The organism is Microbacterium sorbitolivorans (genome assembly GCF_003327285.1).
GTDB lineage: Bacteria > Actinomycetota > Actinomycetes > Actinomycetales > Microbacteriaceae > Microbacterium > Microbacterium sorbitolivorans.
Genome location: NZ_KZ848475.1, coordinates 299,864 through 321,848 on the forward strand (window position 1 = coordinate 299,864; position 21,985 = coordinate 321,848).

General features: G+C 68.8%; 23 protein-coding genes. 6 read left to right on the plus strand and 17 right to left on the minus strand.

Annotation, left to right across the window (positions count from 1 at the left end; genetic code table 11):
* Positions 1-96: 96 nt before the first annotated feature.
* The 9 genes from DTO57_RS10315 to DTO57_RS10355 form a co-directional block, all read right to left on the minus strand.
* On the minus strand, positions 97-1,008 hold the full coding sequence (locus DTO57_RS10315) for an endonuclease domain-containing protein (protein ID WP_162785738.1): 912 nt from the start codon (positions 1,006-1,008) through the stop codon (positions 97-99).
* A gap of 341 nt (positions 1,009-1,349) precedes the next feature.
* Positions 1,350-3,314 (minus strand): PTS fructose transporter subunit IIABC, encoded by a 1,965-nt coding sequence (locus DTO57_RS10320; RefSeq protein ID WP_114118149.1) that lies wholly within the window; start codon positions 3,312-3,314, stop codon positions 1,350-1,352.
* Positions 3,315-3,324: 10 nt separating this feature from the next.
* Positions 3,325-4,263 (minus strand): 1-phosphofructokinase family hexose kinase, encoded by a 939-nt coding sequence (locus DTO57_RS10325; RefSeq protein ID WP_114118150.1) that lies wholly within the window; start codon positions 4,261-4,263, stop codon positions 3,325-3,327.
* Positions 4,260-5,039: a DeoR/GlpR family DNA-binding transcription regulator gene (locus DTO57_RS10330; protein WP_114118151.1), complete on the minus strand. Its 780-nt coding sequence runs from the start codon at positions 5,037-5,039 to the stop codon at positions 4,260-4,262. The genes DTO57_RS10325 and DTO57_RS10330 overlap by 4 nt, the downstream gene beginning before the upstream one ends.
* A gap of 131 nt (positions 5,040-5,170) precedes the next feature.
* Entirely contained in the window at positions 5,171-6,160 is a 990-nt protein-coding gene (ccsB, locus tag DTO57_RS10335; RefSeq protein ID WP_114118152.1) for a c-type cytochrome biogenesis protein CcsB, read from the minus strand.
* 18 nt (positions 6,161-6,178) lie between these two features.
* Complete coding sequence (gene resB, locus DTO57_RS10340; protein ID WP_114118153.1) at positions 6,179-7,831, minus strand: cytochrome c biogenesis protein ResB; 1,653 nt, start codon at positions 7,829-7,831, stop codon at positions 6,179-6,181.
* A complete protein-coding gene (locus DTO57_RS10345) occupies positions 7,812-8,561 on the minus strand; it encodes a cytochrome c biogenesis CcdA family protein (RefSeq protein ID WP_114118154.1) in 750 nt (249 codons plus the stop codon). Before DTO57_RS10345 ends, resB begins: the two co-directional genes overlap by 20 nt.
* Entirely contained in the window at positions 8,558-9,166 is a 609-nt protein-coding gene (locus tag DTO57_RS10350) for a TlpA family protein disulfide reductase (RefSeq protein ID WP_114118155.1), read from the minus strand. Before DTO57_RS10350 ends, DTO57_RS10345 begins: the two co-directional genes overlap by 4 nt.
* 151 nt (positions 9,167-9,317) lie before the next feature.
* Positions 9,318-9,692 carry a DUF3054 domain-containing protein gene (locus tag DTO57_RS10355; RefSeq protein WP_187346616.1) on the minus strand — a complete coding sequence of 125 codons (375 nt, stop codon included), beginning with the start codon at positions 9,690-9,692 and terminating at the stop codon, positions 9,318-9,320.
* Between the two features lie 22 nt (positions 9,693-9,714).
* On the opposite strand from DTO57_RS10355, the gene DTO57_RS10360 reads away from it, so the two are divergent.
* Positions 9,715-10,335, plus strand: coding sequence for a histidine phosphatase family protein (locus DTO57_RS10360; protein ID WP_114118157.1), 621 nt, complete (start codon positions 9,715-9,717; stop codon positions 10,333-10,335).
* A 383-nt stretch (positions 10,336-10,718) separates the two neighbouring features.
* Here the strand turns inward: DTO57_RS10360 and DTO57_RS10365 are convergent, their stop codons facing one another.
* Positions 10,719-11,372 (minus strand): DedA family protein, encoded by a 654-nt coding sequence (locus DTO57_RS10365; RefSeq protein WP_229730392.1) that lies wholly within the window; start codon positions 11,370-11,372, stop codon positions 10,719-10,721.
* Between the two features lie 75 nt (positions 11,373-11,447).
* Here DTO57_RS10365 and DTO57_RS10370 point away from each other — a divergent pair, with 75 nt between their 5' ends.
* The 3 genes from DTO57_RS10370 (at position 11,448) to DTO57_RS10380 (ending at position 15,354) form a co-directional block, all read left to right on the plus strand.
* Positions 11,448-13,139 (plus strand): FUSC family protein, encoded by a 1,692-nt coding sequence (locus DTO57_RS10370; protein ID WP_114118159.1) that lies wholly within the window; start codon positions 11,448-11,450, stop codon positions 13,137-13,139.
* A 61-nt stretch (positions 13,140-13,200) separates the two neighbouring features.
* A complete protein-coding gene (gene aspS, locus DTO57_RS10375; protein WP_114118160.1) occupies positions 13,201-14,976 on the plus strand; it encodes an aspartate--tRNA ligase in 1,776 nt (591 codons plus the stop codon).
* A 78-nt stretch (positions 14,977-15,054) separates the two neighbouring features.
* Complete coding sequence (locus DTO57_RS10380) at positions 15,055-15,354, plus strand: Dabb family protein (RefSeq protein WP_114118161.1); 300 nt, start codon at positions 15,055-15,057, stop codon at positions 15,352-15,354.
* Positions 15,355-15,464: 110 nt separating this feature from the next.
* Here DTO57_RS10380 and DTO57_RS10385 read toward each other — a convergent pair whose 3' ends face one another.
* The 7 genes from DTO57_RS10385 to DTO57_RS10415 form a co-directional block, all read right to left on the minus strand.
* Positions 15,465-15,722, minus strand: a complete 258-nt coding sequence (locus tag DTO57_RS10385) for a glutaredoxin family protein (protein WP_114118162.1) — start codon at positions 15,720-15,722, stop codon at positions 15,465-15,467.
* A complete protein-coding gene (locus tag DTO57_RS10390) occupies positions 15,719-16,090 on the minus strand; it encodes a rhodanese-like domain-containing protein (protein ID WP_308420498.1) in 372 nt (123 codons plus the stop codon). Before DTO57_RS10390 ends, DTO57_RS10385 begins: the two co-directional genes overlap by 4 nt.
* A 6-nt stretch (positions 16,091-16,096) precedes the next feature.
* Positions 16,097-16,195, minus strand: coding sequence for a 30S ribosomal protein bS22 (locus tag DTO57_RS10395; RefSeq protein ID WP_005504750.1), 99 nt, complete (start codon positions 16,193-16,195; stop codon positions 16,097-16,099).
* A 132-nt stretch (positions 16,196-16,327) separates the two neighbouring features.
* Positions 16,328-16,948 carry a response regulator transcription factor gene (locus DTO57_RS10400; protein ID WP_114118164.1) on the minus strand — a complete coding sequence of 207 codons (621 nt, stop codon included), beginning with the start codon at positions 16,946-16,948 and terminating at the stop codon, positions 16,328-16,330.
* Positions 16,945-18,051 carry a sensor histidine kinase gene (locus tag DTO57_RS10405; protein ID WP_222843257.1) on the minus strand — a complete coding sequence of 369 codons (1,107 nt, stop codon included), beginning with the start codon at positions 18,049-18,051 and terminating at the stop codon, positions 16,945-16,947. The genes DTO57_RS10400 and DTO57_RS10405 overlap by 4 nt, the downstream gene beginning before the upstream one ends.
* 132 nt (positions 18,052-18,183) lie before the next feature.
* The gene (locus DTO57_RS10410; protein ID WP_114118166.1) at positions 18,184-18,945 is read right to left on the minus strand and encodes an ABC transporter permease; all 762 of its coding nucleotides are present in this window, start codon (positions 18,943-18,945) and stop codon (positions 18,184-18,186) included.
* A complete protein-coding gene (locus DTO57_RS10415) occupies positions 18,942-19,862 on the minus strand; it encodes an ABC transporter ATP-binding protein (RefSeq protein WP_114118167.1) in 921 nt (306 codons plus the stop codon). Before DTO57_RS10415 ends, DTO57_RS10410 begins: the two co-directional genes overlap by 4 nt.
* 119 nt (positions 19,863-19,981) lie before the next feature.
* Here DTO57_RS10415 and DTO57_RS10420 point away from each other — a divergent pair, with 119 nt between their 5' ends.
* Both DTO57_RS10420 and DTO57_RS10425 read left to right on the plus strand, forming a co-directional pair.
* The gene (locus DTO57_RS10420) at positions 19,982-20,953 is read left to right on the plus strand and encodes a DNA topoisomerase IB (protein ID WP_342352695.1); all 972 of its coding nucleotides are present in this window, start codon (positions 19,982-19,984) and stop codon (positions 20,951-20,953) included.
* Positions 20,954-21,057: 104 nt separating this feature from the next.
* Positions 21,058-21,759: an SDR family oxidoreductase gene (locus tag DTO57_RS10425; protein ID WP_162785740.1), complete on the plus strand. Its 702-nt coding sequence runs from the start codon at positions 21,058-21,060 to the stop codon at positions 21,757-21,759.
* The last annotated feature ends 226 nt before the right edge of the window (positions 21,760-21,985 follow it).

Consider the following 21,985-nt stretch of genomic DNA (forward strand, 5'->3'; position numbering starts at 1 on the left):
GAACAGCAGATTTCCGAACCTAAGCGACGGGACCGCAACTCCGGTTCGAGAAACTGCTCTTCCTGCTCTTCGGAAGAGCAGATTGTCGAACCTGAACTAGCGGTTGGGGCGCCAGCCCCGCGCCAACAGAGCCTCGAAGACCCGGCGGGTCACCACGTTCGGGTAGCGCAGGGTATCCGAGCTCACCTGGATCACAGTCCACCCGGCAGCGCGCAGGCGCTCAATGCGTTCGAGGTCCCTCGCGTATTGTTCTCCGTGGAGCTGCCCCTGGTACTCGACTGCCACCTTGTACTCCGGATATGCCAAGTCGACGCAGCCGAGGAACCCACCGAACTCGTCAAAAACGTCGCGGTTGAGCTCAGGTTCAGGCAGACCATCGTCAACCAGAATGAGCCGGGTCTTCGTCTCTCGCGGCGACCACGCATCGGTGCGAATTAGCGGATGCGCCTGGCGAAGCCGCGAGATTCCGCGCCGCCGGATCGCATTCATTGCCGCCTCGAGTTGCTCGAGCGTCGTAATCGGAGCGCGCCCCGGATCCGGCCGCCCGATTCCTTCGCGCCAGACACGACACCCGAAGTCGCCAACCGCGACGAGCTGATCCCGCGAGTGGTCCGTTCCGAGCATCGCCCACATCGTGGCGAACGATGCCACTCGAAGACCATCAATCACGCGCGTCGTCGTCGCCACGGGCTGCGCTCGATGCCCCTGCACCCCGCGGCGCTGCGGCATGACGCCCGTGCCCATCACGGAAACATGAAGCACGACAGGTCCGCTCGCATACATCGGCGCACCCCAGATCGCGGCGGCCGTTTCGTGGCTGAAGAACTGGTCGTCGCGGAGGAGCGGCGCGTATGCGCGCGCAAGCCAGATCATCTCCGCGCGGAGCGCGGCCCACGGATCCGTGTCGACGTTGGTGCGCGGCAGCGCACGCGCGCCGTGGAACGGCTGCTCCAGGTCGGCGCCACGCAGCCGCCCGGCACCGACTCCCGCCCCGAGTGCTTCGCCCACGGAGAACCATGGTCCCAGCTCTGTCGGCAGTGAGATTCGCGCGCCCATCCCCTAACCCTGCCGCAGACACGATTTCCGCGCAGAAGTTATCCACAGCCGCGCATTCAAGTCTGGATATCTGCTCTTGCCGAGCTCAGCAACAGCAGATTCCAGAACCGGAACAGACCCCTAGGACGTTCCCGTTCGAGAATCTGCTCTTCCCGAACCCAGATACAGCAGATTCCCAAACCGGAGCCAGCACCTAACTCGACCGTTCGAGAAATCGGCCCTGCGCGACCGGAAGCGCCCCAACGCAAAGCGGGCGCCCACCCCGAGGGTGAGCGCCCGCCGAAAGAGTAGCCTTACGCCACGACCTTCTTCTTCAGGAGGCTGATGAGCACGCCCGTGACGATCGTGCCCGCGACGAGCGCGACGAGGAAGCCCCAGATGGGGCTGATCGCGAAGGCGACGAACAGACCGCCGTGCGGCGCCTGGGATCCGACGTGGAACAGCATCGTGAGGAATCCGGTCACGGCGCCACCGGCCATCGACGCCGGGATGACGCGCAGCGGGTCGGCGGCGGCGAACGGGATGGCGCCCTCCGAGATGAAGGCGAGGCCCATCGGCCACGCCGCGATACCGTTCTGGCGCTCGGCTGCCGTGTACTTGTTACGCGCAAGGATCGTCGACGACAGGGCCATGCCGAGCGGCGGCACCATACCTGAGATCATCACGGCGCCCATGATGTAGTACGGGATCGGGTTATCGGGCGAACCATCGGCGAGCGAGGCGACGGCGAACGCGTAGGCGACCTTGTTGATCGGGCCACCGAGGTCGAAGCACATCATGAGGCCGAGGATGATGCCGACGACGGGCAGCAGGCCCGACTCGGCGAGGTTGGTGAGGCCACCCTCGAGCAGGTCCATGAGCGCCGCGATCGGGGCGCCGAGCACGAGCAGAAGCAGTCCGGACGCGAAGATCGAGCCGAGCAGCGGGATGATGACGACCGGCATCAGGCCGCGCACCCAGCGCCACACCTTCAGCTGTCCGAGCCACCAGGCCGCGAGACCCGCGAGCAGACCGCCGACGATACCGCCGATGAAGCCCGCGCTCATGATGAGGGCGACGGATCCGGCGACGAAACCGGGCGCGATACCCGGCCGGTCGGCGATCGCGAACGCGATATAGCCGGCGAGGGCTGGCACGAGGAACGCCATCGAGGCATTACCGATCGCAAACGCGACGGCTCCGAGGTACTCGGCGACGCCGCCGTCGGGCAGGTTCCACAGCGCGTTGTTCACGACGATGTCGGTCGCCGACGCGTTGATCTCGAAGCCGCCGAGCAGGAAGCCGAGGGCCATCAGCAGACCGCCACCCGCGACGAACGGGATCATGTAGCTGACGCCCGTCATCAGGATGCGCTGGATCCGCTTGCCCCAGCTCTCGTCGACCTTCGCCGACGAAGGTTCGCTCGCGGAACCCGACACGCGTTCCGCGTTCGGGTCGCTCGATGCGGCGACGGCGAGGTCGATGAGCTCGGCCGCGTGCTCGATGCCGGCCTTCACAGGGCGGCGGATCACGGGCTTGCCACCGAAGCGGCCCGGCTCGCGAACGTCGACGTCGACCGCGAAGATCACGGCGTCGGCGTCGGCGATGATCTGCGGGTCGAGGGGCTCGTAGCCGCTGGATCCCTGCGGCTCGACGTGGAACTCGACGCCCGCGTCCTTCGCGGCCTTCGTCAGGCCGTCGGCCGCCATGTAGGTGTGGGCGATACCGGTCGCGCACGCGGTCACGGCCACGATCTTCTTCGAGCCCGAAACCGGGGCCGCAGCCTCGGATGATACGGAGGCGGCCGGTGCGGCGGCCGCCTCCGAGTCGGTGCCCTCGCCGATGGCTTCGCGCACGATCGCGACGGCCTCGTCGGCGGTCGCGGCGGCGCGGAGCGCGGCGAGGAAGTCTTCGTCCATGAGGTGGCGCGCGAGCTGCGAGAGCACGGCGAGGTGCTCCTCCGCGGCGGTGTCGGGCGCGGCGATCATGAACACGATGTCGCTGAGGTCGCCGCCGCCGAAGTCTACGCCCGGCTTCAGGCGGGCGAAGGCGAGCGACGCCTGGTTGACGGTCGCGGTCTTGGCGTGCGGGATGGCGATGCCGCCCGGCAGGCCCGTCGCGTCCTGTTCCTCGCGCGCCCAGGCGGCGGCAAACAGCTCGTCGGCGTCTCCCGCGCGTCCCTCGGCCACGAAGCGTGCCGCGAGCGAGCGCAGTACCTGTTCCTTATCGGCGCCCAACTCGACATCGAGGCTGACGAGCGCCGGCGTGATAGTTGACATGGTCAGATCCTTAAAGGGTCGTGAGGGCGACTTCGCCCAGCGGAAGGTCGGCGGGCGTCGCGAGGCGCGTGCCCGGAAGGGAAGCGGTTGCGGATCCGTGGCGCACCGCGGATTCGAGGGCGGCGCGGTCGTTCTGACCCGCGACGTGAGCGTGCAGGTAGCCGGCGAGCGAGCTGTCGCCCGCGCCGACGGTCGAGCGCACCGAGATGTTCGGCGGGATGGTGGCGTGGATCGCGGCGTCGGCGGTGACGAGCACGGCGCCGTCGCCTCCGAGCGTGATGAGGGCGGATCCGACCTTCGCCGGCACGATCGCGCGCGCGATCTCGGCGACGGCGGCCGGCTCGGAGCGCACGTCGGCGCCCGCGAGCTCGGCGAGCTCGATCTCGTTCGGCTTGATGAGGTCGGGGTTCCCGGCCGCGACGGTCGCGGCGAGTGCGGATCCGGAGGTGTCGACCGCGATCAGCGGCGGGTTCTCGACGCGCGAACGCACCGCGTCGATGACGCGCACGTAGAAGTCGTCGCCGGCGCCGGGCGGGAGGGATCCGCAGAGCGCGAGCCACTCGGCTCCCTCGCTCGCCGCTACGACGGCGTCGATGAGGGCCTCGGCGGCCTCGTGCGAGAGCTCGGGGCCGGGCAGGTTGAGCTTGGTGGTCGTGCCCTCGGGGTCGGTGATCGCGAGGTTCACGCGCGCGTAGCCGGTGATCGGGACCGCGACGACGTCGAGCGCGGCGGAGGCCGCGAGGGCGACCGCGTACGGATCCGTCGGTGCGAGCGGCAGCACCGCGCGCACGTCGTCGCCGGCGGCGGCGAGCACGCGGGCGACGTTGACGCCCTTGCCGGCGGCGTCTTCGCGGCTCGCCGAGGCGGCCTGCACCTCGCCCGCCTCGAGCGGCGCGGGCAACGACATCGTGCGGTCGAGCGCCGGGTTCATGGTGAGTGTGACGATCATGCGACCCACACCTCCGCATCTGCGAGTTCGAACGCCGCCGCGAGGTCCGCGGGCGGCTCGGCGTCGGTCACGACGACGTCAATATCGTCGAGGCCGGCAAAGCGGGTGAGCGATTCGTCGCCGAACTTCGACGAGTCGCTGAGCACGATGACGCGGCGCGCGGCGCGCACCATCGCGTTCTTGACGGCGGCCTCGTCGACGTCGGGCGTGCTGAGGCCGAAGTCGGTCGAGAAGCCGTTCGTGCCGATGAAGGCGACATCGGGGCGCAGGCGCTCGATGTCGCGCACCGTCTCGATGCCCACCGCGGCGCCCGTGACGGTGCGCACCCGCCCGCCCAGCACCGTGAGCGAGACGCCGTCGCGGCCCGCGAGGGCGGCCGCGTGGGCGACGGCGTTGGTGACGATCTGCACGGATCCGCCCGCGATCCGTGCGAGGAGCGGATCCAGCAGGGCCGCGGTCGTCGTGCCCGCGTCGATCAGGATAGATCCGGAGAAGTGGGACGGGATCGCGTGAGCCGCACGCTCGGCGATCCGCTTCTTCTCGTCGCCCTGGTCGGCGAGGCGCTCGCCCACGCCGCGCTCGACGAGGCTCGCGCGGCGCACCGCGATGGCGCCGCCGTGCACGCGCTGGAGTGCTCCGGCCTCCTCGAGGCCCTGGAGGTCTCGGCGCACGGTTTCGGTGGTGATATCGAACTGTTCCGCGAGCTCGCGCACAGACACACGCCCCGCTTCGCGCACCGCACGCGCGATGAGATCGAGCCGCTCTGCCTGATACATAACCCACACGTTACAACATGAACAAAGATAAAACAATACTCGCGCGGACGGCGCGAGGCGCTAGAGTGCGGATCCGCGCAACGCAAAAGCGGACCCTCCCGCAGGGGAGGATCCGCTTTCGAGGGCTCGGATCAGTCCGGGAGACCCGCGTACGAGTGCAGGCCGTCGAAGAACATGTTGACGATCGTGAAGTTGAACAGCACGGCCGCGAAGCCAACGATCGCGAGCCACGCCGAGCGCGTGCCGCGCCAGCCGCGGGTCGCGCGGGCGTGGATGTAACCGGCGTAGAGAACCCACACGATGAAGGTCCAGACTTCCTTCGTGTCGAAGCCCCAGTAGCGGCCCCACGCGTCCTGCGCCCAGATCGCGCCCGCGATGAGGGTGAAGGTCCACAGGATGAAGCCGATGATCGTCACGCGGTACGCGAGCGACTCGAGGTTCTCGGCGTTCGGGATCGTGCGGAGGAGGTTCTTCTTCTCGTCGCGCGACGGATCCTCGCGCACGAGCCGCTCGCGCCGCGTCTGCAGCAGCTGCAGCACGCTGAGCGCGAAGGCGAGCGCCATGAACGCCGTCGCGAGCGACGCGACGAAGACGTGGATGATGAGCCACGTCGACTTCAGCGGATCCGCGAGCGGCGTGATCTGCACGTAGATGTTCGGCATCGACGCGGCGCCGAGCAGCACCGTGACGAGGCCCGTCATGAACGCGCCGACGTAGCGCAGGTCCTTCCAGAACAGCACGAAGAGGTAGACGCCCGTGAACAGCATCGTCGACGTCATCGCGAACTCGTACATGTTCGACCACGGGACGCGTCCCGCGCCGATGCCTCGCAGGACGACGGCGGCGAGATGGAGGAGGAAGGCGATCCACGTAAGGGTGGTGGCGATGCGCGCCATCATGTTGTTCGCGTGGGCGATGGGTTCATCAGACGACGCGACCGGCGCCGACACGGATCCGCCGCCGGCGACCACGAGCTCGCGGTCGCGCTGCTTGATCGACGAGTCGGAGCGCTTGGCGAGGTCCATCGAATAGCAGATGAACGCCAGCGCGTACACCGCGATCGCGGTCCACAGCGAGATCACCGACCACGTGTCATACGTGAGCGCGTTTTCAGCAGGCATATCCCGATCCTAGTTTCGTTACTTCGACGTCAGTTCTGAAGTGTGCGCTTTTGCGAGGTCGTCGACCGCGCGGCGGATCGTCGGATCCTCGCCGCGCGCGAGGCCGGCGTACTCGATGCGCGAGCCCTCGCCGTCGGCAATGACCTTGACCCACATGCGGCGGCGCGGCACGAGCAGCGCCGTGATGAGGCCACCGACGATGAGGATCGCGAAGCCCAGCACCCACAGCTTCGTGCCGTCGTGGTGCACCTGCAGCGAGACGAAGCGCTTGACCGACTCGGTCATGCCGACCTCAGACACGTCGGCGTCCTCCGGCGTCTCGTCCTCGAAGGTGATGGATCCGCGGCCACCCGGCAGCTCGACCGTCTCGCCCGGGGTGAGCTGCAGCGAGGTGACCTCGGAGTCGGGGCCGGCGATCTCGGTCATGTCGCTCGGGTCGAGCTCGTACACCGAGCGCGGGATGCCGCCGTCGATGCCGAGGTCGCCGACGTAGGCGCGGAAGGTCAGCACCGGGTTGTAGGTGTCGGCGTACCCCGACGTGAGCGCGCCGGACTCGAGCTCGGCGGCCGTCGGGTAGAAGAAACCGATGAGGCCCAGCTGCTCCTCGAGGCCGTCGGCCACCTTCACGACGCCTGTCGAGGTGAGGTTGCGGTCGCTCGACGGCAGGAACGGCACCGAGCGCTTGAACACGATCTCGCCCTCGGGGTTTCGCACCGTGATCGTCGGCGCGTAGCCGTTTCCGAGCAGGTAGATGTCGTCGCCGTGCACCGACAGCGGGTGGTTCACCCGCACGGATCCGGTCTCTTCGTTGCCGTCCGCGTCGCGGATGGTCACGTTCGCCGAGAAGTCGCCGGCCTGGCCGGATCCGCTCTCGCCGAACGGCACGTACGACACGTCGAACGAGTCGAGCGTCATCGAGTAGGGCGTGAGCGCGTCGTCGCCGACGAGGCGACCCTTGTTCATCGACGAGTAGTTGATGAGCGAGTTCACGAACGTCTCGCCCTCGACGATGACCGACTGACCCGTGTACTTCACCTGGCCGCCGATGCCGACGCAGATGAGCACGCCGACGAGGGCGGCGTGGAAGACGAGGTTGCCCGTCTCGCGCAGGTATCCGCGCTCGGCCGAGACGCTGGATCCGTACCGCTCGGTGCGGTACCCGAGGCGCTTCAGGCGCTTCTCGGCCGCGGCGAGCGCGGTATCCGGATCCGCTTCGCTCGTTTCCTCGCGGTAGTCCGCGAGGCGGTTCAGGCGAGCGGGGGTGCGCGGCGGCTTCTGGCGAAGCGCCTTCAGGTGGTGCTTCGTGCGCGGCAGGATGCAGCCGATGAGCGACACGAACAGCAGCAGGTAGATCGCCGAGAACCACGCCGAGCTGTAGACGTCAAAGAGCTGAATCTTGTCGACGAAGTCGAACCAGTCGGGGTTGTCGGCCTTCCACTGCACGACGCCGTTGGGGTCGGCCGAGCGCTGCGGGAAGATGGATCCGGGGATCGCCGCGACGGCGAGCAGGAGCAGCAGCACGATGGCCGTGCGCATGCTCGTGAGCTGGCGCCAGCCCCAGCGCAACCAGCCCACGAAGCCGAGCTTCGGCTCGGTGATCGCGGCACCCGGATCCGAGTCGTAGTGGTCTGCCGGACGCTTCGGATCGCTATCAGATCGGGAGGTTGACACTGCCGATCACCCCTTGCATGCGGTTCATAATGACGCCCCAGATTCCCGACACCATGAGGGCGCCGATGAGGATCAGCAGGGATCCGCCGATGATGTTGATGGTGCGCACGTGGCGGCGCATGAACGTGAGCGACTTCGTCGCCCAGCCGAGGCCGAACGCGACGAGCAGGAACGGGATCCCGAGCCCCAGCGAGTAGACGAGGCCGAGGAGAGCCGCGCGCCAGACGTTGCCCGTGTTCCAGGAGAGGCTCATAATGACGGCGAGCGTCGGGCCGATGCACGGCGCCCAGCCGAGGCCCAGCGCGAAGCCGAGGAGGGGTGCGCCCGCGAGGCCGAGGTTCGAGTTCAGCGACAGCTTCGCCTGGCGCTGCGCGAAGCCGAACAGGCCGAGGAACACGAGGCCCATCAGGATGATGACGACGCCCAGGATGCGCGTGATGATGTCGTTGTACTTCAGGAAGAAGACGCCGAGTCCGCCCGAGAAGATGTTCATCGCCATGAACACGACGGTGAAGCCCGCGATGAAGAGCAGCACGCCGACGACGAGGCGCCCGCGCGGGGCGAGTTCGCCCTGCTTCTCCTTCGGCAGCACCGCGCCAGAGATGTATCCGAGATAGCCCGGCACGAGCGGCAGCACGCACGGCGACAGGAACGACAGCAGCCCCGCGATCAGCGCGATCGGAATCGCGGCCCAGAGTGTTCCCGCGCCGACGAGCTGCTCGAGATTCACGCCGCCTCGTTGAGAACGTCGTCGACGAGCGTGTTGAGAACCGACGGCGAGTCGATCGCGCTGATGATGCGCGCGGCCACGCGGCCCTCCTGGTCGAGCACGAGCGTGATCGGCGTCGCCTGCAGCGGCGTCGCCGCCGCGAAGGCGAGCTTCGCCTCGCCGCTCTTGCCATCGATGAGGCTCGGGTACGTGATCTCGAACTTCTCGGCGAAGGCGCGGGCCGTCTCGGCCTCGTTCTCGACGTTCACGCCGACGAACGCAACGTCGCCGTCCTGGTGGTCCTGCCACACCTTCTCGAGATGGGGTGCCTCGGTGCGGCACGGCGCGCAGTCGGCGTACCAGAAGTTCACGACTGTGACCTTGCCGGCGGTGTCGTCGCTCGAGAGGTCGTCGCCGTCCTCGGTCACCCCCGACCAGACGACGGGCTCGCCGCGGTCCTCCGGCGCGATCTCCTGCACCTGGAACTCGCCCGAGATGTACCCCTTGCTGTCGCCAGACAGGTACTGCTCGGCGACGGGGTCGTTGCTACAGGCTGCGAGGGTCGCACCGAGGACCACGACAGACGCGAGCGCGGCGGCGCGACGGAACAGGTTCTTCGAGGGCACGACCCTAATTCTACGGACTGTAGTAGTAGGAGGACGCTGAGTGTTCCGCGGCGGGGCGGGGCCGCGCGGATCCGCGCGCGGGATTCCGCGCGACGCGAACTACGCGGCCCGGCGGGCGCGGATCCGGGCGCGGGTTTCCTCGCGACGCGAGCTACGCGGCCCGGCGGGCGCGGATCCGCGTGACGAGCGCGGCGATCGCGCGCCAGCCGACGAGGAAGACGGCGAGCACGATCAGCGTCACGATGAGGAAGGGCACGGCGAAGCCGCCGCCCGTCGCGACGCGCAACGCCATGCCGCCGCCGGCGGCGAGGATCCATACGGGGATGCCCGTGCGCAGGGGCGCGGCCGGATTCTTCCACGCGAGGCACACGAGCCAGCCGATCGCGCCGCCGACGACGAACGGCCACGCGACGGTCAACAGGGTCGCCGCGTTCACGCTCTCCTCGTGGCTCGACATGCCGATTCCGGCGAAGGCGACGATGAGAACGAGGTCGATGAGTGCGGGGATCCAGGGGTGGCGACGCATGCCTTCACGGTACCGTGGTGGCATGCCAGCTGAGCGCCTCCACCTCGTCCGCCACGGCGAGGTCTACAACCCCGACCACGTTCTGTACGAGCGGATCGACGGCTTCGGCCTCAGCGACGCCGGCCGCGAGATGACGCGCGCCGCCGCCCGCCACCTCGCCGATCGCCCCGTGACCCGGCTCGTGAGCTCGCCGCTGCAGCGCACACAGGAATCGTCCGAGCCGTTCACCGAGCAGTTTGGCCTCGCGCCCGTGCTCGACGAGCGCGTCATCGAGCCGTGGAACGCCTTCGCGGGCAAGCGGATGAAGAAGGCCGTGCTGAACCCGCTGAACTGGCGCTTCCTCATTAATCCGTCGAAGCCGAGCTGGGGCGAGCCGTTCACGTCGATCGCATCGCGCATGCTCGAGGGAATGGCCGCCGCGTGGGACGAGACCTCGACTGGCGACGTGGTCATCGTCTCCCACCAGGCGCCCATCTGGATCGCGCACCTCGCCGTCGCGGGCGAGAAACTCTCGCACTCCCCCACCACGCGCCGTTGCGCCCTCTCGAGCGTGACGAGCTTCACGCGCCGCGCCGACGGATCCTTCGAAGAGATCGCCTACGCCGAACCCGCCGCCGGCGGCATCGACCTCGGCGCGGTGTAGCGCGGGCTACTGCCGGGCCCACCGCCGCTCCCGTCGCCCAAACTGCTCCTCCCGGATCCCCTCAAGGACCGTTTGCGCGACGGGAACTCTGCGCCCTCGGTTCCCGTTCGGAAATCTGCTGCTCCAAGCGCCATCTGGAGCAGATTCCCGAACCTGAACCCGGCGCCCGGCGCTGAGGTTTGAGAATCTGCTGCTCCCGGCGGGATCTAGAGCAGATTCCCGAACCTGAACCGGCAGTCGGCGGTTCAGGTCGCCCAAACTGCTCTTCCCGGATCCCCTAAAGGACCGTTTGAGCGACCGGAACAACCGCCCCGCCGTTCCGGTCGCTCAAAGTGCTCCTCCCGGGGCACCGGAACGACAGTTTGGGCGACCGGAAGCCCGGCCTACCGCCGCAGCGCGCGGATCCGCGTCACCACGAACCAGATCACCAGCGCCGCGACCACCACGATCACGACGTTCTGGGCGATGCCCATGTAGTCCTCGACGACGTGCCAGGCGGATCCGAGAACCCAGCCGATCAGGATGAACGCCGTGTTCCAGATGAGGCTGCCGAGCGCGGTGTAGAGCAGGAATCGCCAGATCGGCATGCGCACGACGCCCGCCGGGATCGAGATGAGGCTGCGGAAGATCGGCAGGAATCTGCCGAAGAAGACGGCGGCGGATCCGTGCCGCGTGAACCACGCGACCGTTTTGTCGATGTCGTCGGCGCGCAGCAGCGGGATCTTGTCGAAGAGCCAGCGCAGGCGGTGGATCCCGACGAGCATGCCGATGAGGTAGAGCGCGAGTGCTCCGACGACGGATCCGACGGTCGCCCACGCGATCGCGGGCACGACCCCGAAGGCGCCCTGGTGCGCGGCGAAGCCGGCGGCCGGGAGGATCGCCTCGCTCGGGATCGGAGGGAAGATGTTCTCGAACGCGATCGCGAGGCCGACTCCGACGGGGCCGATCGTGTCCATGAGCGACACCGACCAGTCGACGAGCGCGCCGAGCCACGACTGCTGATCTGAGGAAGCGGCGGCAGCAAGGCGGTGGTTCACGGGAGTTCCCATCGTCGGCGTTACGTAAGAGCCTACTGGCTGTTCTCCCTCAGCTCCCCGGAATACGCTTCCCTCGTGACATCTCCGCGACGCTTCCAGGCGACGACCACGCTCCCGCGCATCAGGCCGCAGTTCGCGCTGTGGCCGGCGATGCGTTCCGTGCGCGCACCGCAAGACGCGTGGTACCTGCGCTCGGGGGCGCTCATCCCGTCGGCGGCGATCGCGATGGGGATCCTCGCCGCCTTCGGCCGCCTCGATCTCGCCGGTTACACGATGGCCGGATCCATGTGTGCACTCTTCGCGCATGCCCTCCCCTATCGCCGCCGCGCGATCACGCTCGCGGGCTTCATCGCCCTGCTGACCCTCGGCTGCGGCGTCTCGTTGGCGGTCGCGGCGGCGACCGAGAACATGCTCGTCCGCATCATCGTCGCGGCCCTCCTCGCCGCGATCATCAAGGTCGCCCACGACGCGTCGAGCGTCGGCATGCCGCCGGCCGTCATCCCGATCTTCCTCGTGACGGCGCTCGGTTTCGTGCCCGAAACCTGGAGCGGCCTCGCCCTACACATCGCCCTCATCGCCGGCGCCGGCGCAATCTCGTGGCTCGTCAGCATGGCGCCCGCGCTCGTGCGCCGAGACGGGCCCGAGCGCCGCGCGGTCGCCGTCGCGATGCGGGCGACGGCACGCGTGGGGCGCAACCCCGAGGATCCGGTCGCCCGCGACGCTCTCGCCGCCGCCATCACGGCTGCGCACCGCACCCTCGCGTACACGCGCGGAGAGGGTCGCGCGGCGCTCGCGGCGCACCTCGTCGCGTGCGAGCGGATCCTCGCGGATCCCTCGCAATCGCATCCCGACCGCGCGGAGGAGAACGCCCGCGCGCTCGTGCGCTCGCGCACGCGCATCCCGACGCCGCCGCTCACCGAGGCCGAGCAGGCGCGGATCCGCGGTGCGCGGCTCGCGCTCGAGGCTCCCCGGTCGTTCGCGGCGCGGCACCGGATCCTCGCCGCCTTCCACCCGACGTCGCCCTCCGCGCCGTACTTCTGGCGCGTGCTCGTCGCGGCCCTCGTCGCGGCGCTCGTGTCGTGGGCGCTTGGCGGCGATCGTCCGTTCTGGGCGATCACGGCGGCGTCGGTCATCGTGCAGCCGAACCTGCTGCTGACCTGGCGAAAGGCGCCGCCGCGCGCCCTCGGTGCCCTCGTCGGAGTCTGGCTCTACGCCCTCATCGCGCCCGTCGCGCAGGTCGACCTGATCGTCGCCGCCGTGCTCGTGATCGTGCTCAACACCCTCACCGAGGCGTTCATCGCGCGCAACTATTTCATCGCGCAGGTGTTCGTCACGCCGCTCGCGCTGCTCATGAGCCAGTTCGGCGGGCAGCTCTCGTCGTCCGAGCTCATCTGGGAGCGCTCCGTCGACACCGTCGTCGGCGTCGTCGCCGGCGTTCTCGCCGCGTTCCTCATCCGCAACGGGCACCTCCGCCGCCACGCGAAGGAGGCCGTCGAGCGGCTGGAGGCCGCGACGGCGGCGGCGGGGGTCGCGGATCCGGGAGCGGATCCGGACCCGGCCGCGCGCGGCGCGGAGGCGGATCCGGCCCCGGCACCCGCGGATCCGGACGCCGCCGCGCACGCACGGCGGGCGATCATCGCGGCGCTCGCCGACCTCGCCGCCGCCGTGCGGACGGCGGACAACGAGTGGTGGACGCACCGGGTCGATGAGGCGCGCGTGATCGCGGCGCAGAATGATGCGTATCGGGCGCTGGCCGGTCTGGGATAGTTCAGCCTGCCCCACTAAGATTGCGGGGATACTTTGTTTCCCACGCAGGAGGATCTCAGAAGTGCTGCGCACCCACAAAGCTGGCTCGCTTCGAGCCGAGCACATCGGTCAGACCGTCACCCTCACGGGTTGGGTCGATCGTCGTCGCGATCACGGTGGCGTCGCCTTCATCGATCTGCGCGATGCCTCGGGCATCGCCCAGGTGGTCATCCGCGACGAGGAGACTGCGCACCCGCTGCGTAGCGAGTTCGTCCTGAAGGTCACGGGCGAGGTCTCGGGCCGCCCCGAGGGCAACGCCAACGACAACCTTGCCACGGGCGATATCGAGGTCATCGCGACCGAGGTCGAGGTGCTGAACGAGTCGGCCCCACTGCCGTTCCAGGTGTCGACGGCGCTCGACGGCCAGGAGACCGTCGGTGAGGAGGCGCGCCTCAAGCACCGCTACCTCGACCTGCGCCGCCCGGCCCCGGCGCGCATGCTGCGCCTGCGCTCGGACGCCGCGCAGGTCGCCCGCCGCGTGCTGAACGACGCCGAGTTCACCGAGGTCGAGACCCCGACGCTCACGCGTTCGACCCCCGAGGGCGCGCGCGACTTCGTCGTGCCGGCGCGCCTGAACCCCGGATCCTGGTACGCGCTCCCCCAGTCGCCGCAGCTCTTCAAGCAGCTGCTGATGGTCGGTGGCGTCGAGCGGTACTACCAGCTCGCGCGTAGCTACCGCGACGAAGACTTCCGCGCCGACCGCCAGCCCGAGTTCACGCAGCTCGACATCGAGATGGCGTTCGTCGACCAGGAAGACGTCATCGCGCTCGGCGAGCAGCTCGTCTCGGAGCTGTGGAAGCTCATCGACGTGCAGGTGCCGACGCCGATCGAGCGCATCACCTTCGCCGACGCGATGCGCCTCTACGGATCCGACAAGCCCGACCTGCGCTTCGGCAACCCGATCGTCGAGCTCGCCGAGTACTTCGCCGACACGACCTTCCGCGTCTTCCAGCAGGAGTACGTCGGCGCCGTCGTCTACGCCGGCGGCGCCTCGCTGCCGCGACGCCAGTTCGACGCGTGGCAGGACTGGGCGAAGTCGCGCGGCGCCAAGGGCCTCGCGTACGTGACGTTCCAGGAGGACGGAACCCTCGGCGGCCCCGTCGCCAAGAACCTCTCCGACGCGGAGCGCGATGGCCTGGCCGCCATCACGGGCGCGAAGCCGGGCGACGCGGTGTTCTTCGCCGCCGGATCCACGACCGAGGCGCAGGCGCTCCTCGGTGCCGCGCGCGTCGAGATCGCCAAGCAGACCGGCGAGATCAACAACAAGGACTGGGCCTTCGTGTGGGTCGTCGACGCACCGATGTTCAAGCCCACCGGATCCGACCCCGACGACGTCGACCTCGGCCACTCGGCATGGACGGCTGTGCACCACGCGTTCACGTCGCCGAAGCCCGAGCACCTCGACACCTTCGACAAGGATCCCGAGAACGCCCTCTCGTACGCGTACGACATCGTCTGCAACGGCGTCGAGATGGGTGGCGGATCGATCCGTATCCACCGCCGCGATGTGCAGGAGCGCGTGTTCGAGGTCATGGGCATCGGCGAGGAAGAGGCGCAGGAGAAGTTCGGCTTCCTGCTCGACGCCTTCGCCTTCGGCGCCCCGCCGCACGGCGGCATCGCGCTCGGCTGGGACCGCACCGTCTCGCTGCTCGCGGGCGTCGACTCGATCCGTGAGGTCATCGCGTTCCCGAAGACCGGCAACGGCTTCGACCCGCTGACCGCCGCGCCCGCCCCGATCACCCCGGAGCAGCGCGCCGAGGCGGGCGTGGACTTCGTCCCGGAGGACGAGGAGGCGTAAGCCCCCTGCATGTACGACTGCGCCCCCGTTCGCTCGAGCGGGGGCGCAGTCGCGTTCCGGTTCGCCTAGGCTGGCACCATGATCCGTCACATCGTGATGTTCGGCGTCGAGGCCGACAATGAAGCAGACCGCAACGCCAAGATCACCGAGGCCGCGCTGGGCCTCGAGAAGCTCGTGGGCGTGGTGCCCGGGCTCCGCGCCATGACCGTCGGCGCGAACGGCGTCGACATCGAGGGCAACTACGACTTCGCCCTCGTCGCAGACTTCGACGACGCCGAGGCCCTCGCCGGCTACGCCACGCACCCGGCGCACGTCGAGGTGGCGCAGTTCATCGGCACGTTCAAGACGAGCCGCGCCGCGATCGACATCGAGCTGTAACCCTCGCTCTCTCGCCGAACGCACAAGGTTTCGCCGAACGACTACGTTATTTCGTATCCGTTCGGCGAAACCTTGTTCTTTCGCGCGGACGCAGCGCGGCGCGGGGCGCGCTATGCGCCCCGCAGCGCCTCCGCGAGGCGGTCCTGCGACACGCGCCAGTGGGCGTGGAGCTTGCCGTCGATCAGAACGACGGGGATCTTTTCCCACCACTTCTCGTACAGCGCGGGGTCGTCCTGGATCGACAGCTCGGTCACCTCGACGGCGTCGCTGACCGATTCCGGCAGCCCCGCGAGGGTCACATCGATGACCTCGCGCGCGACGTCGCAGAGGTGACAGCCGGGCTTCGTGAGGAGCGTGAGGTCGGTCATCGCTCGACGTCGTAGCCCGCCATGATCCAGGCGTCGGTTCCGCCCGCGACGTTCGTGACGTCGTATCCGCGCGGCTCGAGAGCCATCGCGACCTGCGCCGAGCGCCCGCCCGCCTTGCAGATCACGTCGAACTCCATCGGCAGCTCCTCGAGGCGCGCGCCGATCTCCGACATGGGGATGTTGATCGCGCCGGGCGCGTGTCCGTCGACGAACTCGTACTCTTCGCGAACGTCGATGAGCGGGGTGTTGGTACGCGCCTTCAGCTCGGCGACGGTGATCTCCTGCATGTTTCTATTCTCGCGCAGGGCGCCCGTGACGGATCCGTAAAACACGAAAACGCCGACCCCCGAAGGGATCGGCGTTCGCACAGTCGTTTACTTCTTGTTACGACGCTGGTGACGAGTCTTGCGAAGCAGCTTGCGGTGCTTCTTCTTCGACATACGCTTGCGGCGCTTCTTGATGACTGAACCCATGGGAACCTCACTAATAGTTAGGGGGCTGGAAGCCTGGCACAGGAGTTGTGCCGACGTCCGGGAACGGAACGGCAGAAAAAGTGCCTCAGAGGATCTTATCGCATACTCGCCCCGGCCACTGTCAGCTAGATATCAGAGCCAGCCGTTTGCCTCCGCGATCCGGGCCGCGGCCATGCGATTCGCGGATCCGGTTTTCGCGATAGCGCTCGACAAATAGTTGCGCACGGTGCCGGGCGAGAGGTGCACGGTGCGGGCGATCTCGGCGACCGGATCCCCCGCGAGCGCGGCCCGCAGGATCTCGCGCTCCCGCTCGGAAAGCGGGTTGGATCCGCCGACGAGCGACTCGGTCGCGAGCGCCGGATCCACGACCCGCCGGCCCGCGTGGACCGCGCGGACGGCGTCGGCAAGCTCGCCCGCGGGCGTGTCCTTGACGACGAATCCGCTCGCGCCGACCTCGAGAGCGCGCCGGAGGTAGCCGGGGCGCCCGAAGGTCGTGACGATGAGCGACCGCACGCCGGGCAACTCGTCGCGGATCCGCGCCGCGGCCTCGATGCCGTCGGCGCCCGGCATCTCGATGTCGAGCAGGCACACCTCGGCCCCGGATTCGCGGGCGGCGCCGACGACCTCGTCGCCGCGCCCCACCTGCGCGACGACCTCGATGTCGGGCTCGAGGTCGAGCAACGCGGCGAGCGCGCCGCGCACGAGCGCCTGGTCGTCGGCCAGCAGAATCTTGATCGTCGCGGTGTCGTTCACCAGCGCGCCTCCAATCGTGTTCCCGGATCCGCGGTGCCGACGTCGAAGGATCCGCCGGCGGTCGAGACGCGCTCGCGGAGCCCGCGGAACCCGCGCTCGGCCTCGCCCGGCGAGACGCCGATGCCGTCGTCGGTGACGACGATCCCGTCGTGCGATAGCGTCACGACGCACGATTCCGCGCGCGAGTGCCGCACGACGTTCGTGATCGCCTCGCGCAGCACCCACGCGACGACGATGCGGTGTCGCGGATCCACGACAGACGGATCCGTCGGCAACTCGGCCGCGATGCCCGCGCCCGCGAGCGCGGTGCGGGCGGCGTCCAGCTCGTCGCCGAGGCGCGCGACGCGGAGGCCCGCGACGGTCGCGCGCACCTCCGCGAGCGACTCGCGCGCGAGGCTGCGGATCTCGGCGATCTCGGCCTTCGCCCGCGCGGGGTCGATGTCGATGAGCCGCTCGGCGAGCTCTGCCTTGACGGTGACGACGGTGAGACTGTGCCCGAGCACGTCGTGCACGTCGCGGGCGACGCGCTCGCGCTCGGCGACGAGGGCCATCTGGCGCTCGATGGTGTCGTGGCGCTCCTGGGCGGCGATGATGAGGCGCACGACGCCGACCGACACGTAGACGATCGCGGGCGGCATGAACAGCACGCCGTACTCGCCGAATCCGTCGGGCATCGCCGAGAGCACGATCGCGAGCGCCGAGTACTCGGCGATGAGGATCCCGGTCGAGAAGATCACCGCCGTGCGCGCCTCGCCGCAGAACATCGCGAGAGAGATGAGGAAGGATCCGGCCCCGAGGGCGCCGGGGCCGATCAGCAGGGCTGCGGCGATCATGAGCGCGACCATGACGACGATCGCGGTGATGCCGCGCCGGGCGGCGCGGCCCCAGTCGTCGCTACGAATCATCCAGATGTAGCCCGCGATGTACACCGCCGCGTACGCGAGCAGCAGGCCGACGGCGAGGCCCCGTGTGCTGTCCGAGACGTCGGCGTCGAGGGCCGACGTGATCGGGAAGGCCATGAACACGACCCAGACGACGCCCATGACCCAGGCGAATCGCTCCCAGGGCCCCCGCTGCTCGTCTTCCGCCGTCACATCCCCCATGCTCTCACCTCCCTCTCCCCCAACTCCCCCGTACACGACGACGGTAATTTTTGCTCCCACGGCCCCGGAAACCGGTGTCCGTCCCACTTCGGCCCAAAATTTGCGTCGTTGTGTACGGAGGGCAAGGAATAGCTACTGGCGGGCACGGCCGCGGCGGGCGAGCAGGATCGTGCCGATGACCAGCACGGCGCCCCAGAAGGCCACGTTCGCGATCGGCACCCACAGCGACTCCTGCGACATCGCGCCGCCGTTCATCGACGCCGCGTAGCCCTCGGTGAGGGGGTAGCGGGCGAGCGCGACGACGCCGTAGAGCGGCGTGAAGCGCGCGATGTCGAGCATGACGCCGTCGAGCGGGAAGAAGACGTTGCCGAGGAAGCCGAGGATGACGAGGGATCCGCTGGCCGCACCGACGGCACCCTCGCTGCGGAACAACAGGCCCGCGAGCAGGCCGAAGAAGCTGAACACGGCGGCGCCGAGGAGCACGAGCAGGCCGCTCAGGATCCACACGTGCGGCTCGGCCTTCGCTCCCGTGAGCGAGCCGATGATGAAGATCGCTGCGACCGGGATGATCGCGATGACGAAGCCGACGGCCGCCTTGGTCGTGACGCGCTGCGCGTCGCTCATCGGCGTGAGGCCCAGCTGGCGTCCCCAGCCTTGCATCTGCTCGACGGCGGCGGATCCGCCCACCCCGACCGTCGCGGTGACGGCGCCGTAGGCGGCCATTCCGATCATCACGTAGGCCGCGACGTTGCCGTTTCCGATGTCGATCGTGCCGTAATCCTGCACCGCTCCGAAGATCACGTACATGAAGGCCGGCAGCACGGCGACGAAGAACATCGAGACGAAGTCGCGCATGACGCGCACGAGCTCGATGCGGAAGTAGGTGACGTTCATGATGCGTTCCTCTCGGTGAGCAGGCGGAAGGCGTCGTCCATGCTCCCCGCGGAGATTTCGAGGTCGTGGGCCTCGAGCCCGGTCAGCAGGGCCCGCGCGACCGCGTCGGAGTCGGCGGCGGTGACGACGAGCCGCCCGGCATCGGCGGTGACCGCCAGCACCTCGGGCATCGCCTCGAGCGCGGCGACGGTCTCCTGCTGCCGAGAGGCGGGAACGTATGCCTGCACGCGGCGCCCCGTGGCGGTCGCGCGGATCTCGGCCGTCGTGCCGTCGGCGACCACGCGCCCGCCCGCCATCATCACGATGCGCTGGGCGAACGAGTCGGCCTCTTCGAGGTAGTGCGTCGCGAACACGACGGTGCGGCCCGCGCGGGCGTCCTCGCGCATCGTGGCCCAGAACTCGGCGCGCGCCGTGACGTCCATGCCCGCGGTCGGTTCGTCGAGAATCAGAAGCGACGGATCCGGGAGCAGCGCGAGCGCGAAGCGCAGCCGCTGCTGCTCGCCGCCGGAGCACTTCGACACCTTGCGCTTCGCGAGCGACGTAATGTTGGCGCGTTCCATGGCCGCGTCGACGGGCATCGGATCCTTGAACGTCGACGCGACGAGCATCATCGTCTCGCGGACCGACAGGTCGCGGAGCAGGCCGCCCGTCTGCAGCACAGCGGAAACATGGCCGGCGCGGATCGCGCGCCGAGGAGCTTCCCCGAAGACCGACACGCTACCCGCTGTCGGGGTGGTCAGGCCGAGCACCATGTCGAGCGTCGTGGTCTTGCCCGCGCCGTTAGGGCCGAGTAGCGCAACGATCTCGCCACGCGGGATACTCAGGTCGACTCCCCCGACGGCCGTGAAAAGGGATCCGCCGGTACGGAAGTCCTTCACCGCGCCGCGCAGCCCTATCGCTTCGTTTTGCTGGTTCATGACTCAAGCCAACCGCTCAAACCGGTGCGGAGCGATCCCCCGCTGTCACGAGGCGCACGTGACGAATGTCATATTCAATGGCCTTGACCGCGGACCCTCCATCCTGCTACTTCGTCGATATGCGGTTGCGGAAAACAAGTCCCCAGGACCCAGGGATCACGAGGATCCGCCGCGGCCGCGGCTTCGAGTACCGCGACGCGAGCGGCGTGCACGTGAGCGATGACGACGAGCTCACGCGCATCCGGGCGCTCGCGATTCCGCCCGCGTGGCAGGATGTCTGGATCTGCGCGCGGCCCAATGGTCATCTGCAGGCGATTGGTATCGACGGCGCAGGGCGCACGCAGTATCTGTACCACGCGGATTGGTCGCGCCGAACGGCGGCGAGGAAGTTCGATCGTGCTCTCGCGCTCTCCGAGAGGTTGCCTGCCGTACGGCGGCGCGTCACCCTCGACCTCCGGCGGGATGGCTTCGTCCGCGAGCGAGTGCTGGCCGGAGCGTTCCGCCTGCTCGACACGGCGCTCCTGCGGGTGGGATCCGAACGCTACGCCCAGGAGAACGGCACCGTCGGGCTCACGACGTTGCGCGGCGAGCACGTCGTCGTCGACGGAGCGACGGTAGCGCTATCGTTCATCGGCAAGAGCGGCGAGCCGTGGGAGCGCACGTTCGACGACCCGGATCTCGCCGCGTTGCTCGCGGAGCTGACCCAGCGCGGACCCGAGGCTCAGGTGCTGTCGTGGCACGACGGCGAGGGCTGGCACCGGCTACGCCCGGCCGACGTCAACGACGACCTGCGAGCCCTGGCGGGCGCCGATACGAGCGTGAAGGACGTGCGCACCCTGCGCGGCACGACGATCGCGGCGCGCACACTCGCCCGATGGGGCGTCGAGGCAACGGACGCCGCCCGGAAGCGCGCGATCGCCGCGGCATCGCGCGAAGCCGCGGCGGCCCTCGGCAACACCCCCTCCGTCGCCCGGGGCTCCTACATCGATCCGCGAGTAATCGACCGCTACGAGCACGGTGTCGTGGTGGCCGATGGCACGATCGCGCACGTCGAGGGCCAGCTCGCGGGCCTTATCGGCGGGCGCTCCTGATACTCGTCCTTCTCCGCCCCCGCAAGCCCCTCTTTTTTCCACGGCCACCCCGTAACGCTTTTGTGAGAGCACCACTTGTCACATCCGGACGAAGGAGAAAATATATGCCCGAACAAGACTCAGATGCCGTTGGCCGTGTAATCGTCACCGGCGGCTCGTCGAGTCTCGGCGCCGCGGTCGTCGATGCGGTTCGTGCCGCCGGCGGGTTGCCCGCGGTCATCGATCGCGTTCCGCTCGCAGACAACGGTGCCACGCCGTTCGCGTTGGCAGACGTATCGAACCGTGTTGATATGGACCACGCCATCGCGGCTCTCGCAGCTGAGCTCGATGGGTTCGATGCCCTTGTCACGGCGGCAGGCATCGGTCCGGGCGGATCCGGAGAAGGCGATCCCGCCGAATGGGAACGCGCAATCGGCACGCATCTCATCGGAACGATCGCTGCGGTGCGCGCGGCGGTCCCTTATCTGGATCCTGTTCGAGGGCGCGTCATCATTGTCGCGGTGACGCCCGGAGGCTCCGGTACCGGCTACTCGGCTCCGTATCGCGCGTCCGAGTGGGGGGTCAGGCAGTTCTCGCGAGATCTCACCGAGAACCTGCACGGGGGCTACAGCGTGACGACGATTCTCGCGGAAGAGAACCGCGTTCCGTTCTCCGACTCCGGCTCGAACGGCCTTGCACCGGGCGCTCTCTGCGACAGCCCGGTCGACGTTGCCGAGACAACCCGGGCGATCATGATCGCCCTTCGGCAGCCGCGCGATGCGGACATCGCAGAGCTCGTCGTGCGCCCTCGCAAGGGAGGGCGCTGACGCTCTTGCTGGCGACGTGAGCCCCCGTCCAGGAATCGTTCGTCGGGAAGTCACCCCCTCGACGCGGGCGGCTCCGAGCGGTGTCATAGGCGCATGACGGCCCATCTGATGTCCATCGGCACGGCGAACCCGGAGCAGATCGTCGCTTCGGCCGACTTCGGCGACGGCGCCGGGGCGGCGGTCGCCGCCTTCGCCCCCCGCACAGGCGAGCCACGCATGGAGATCG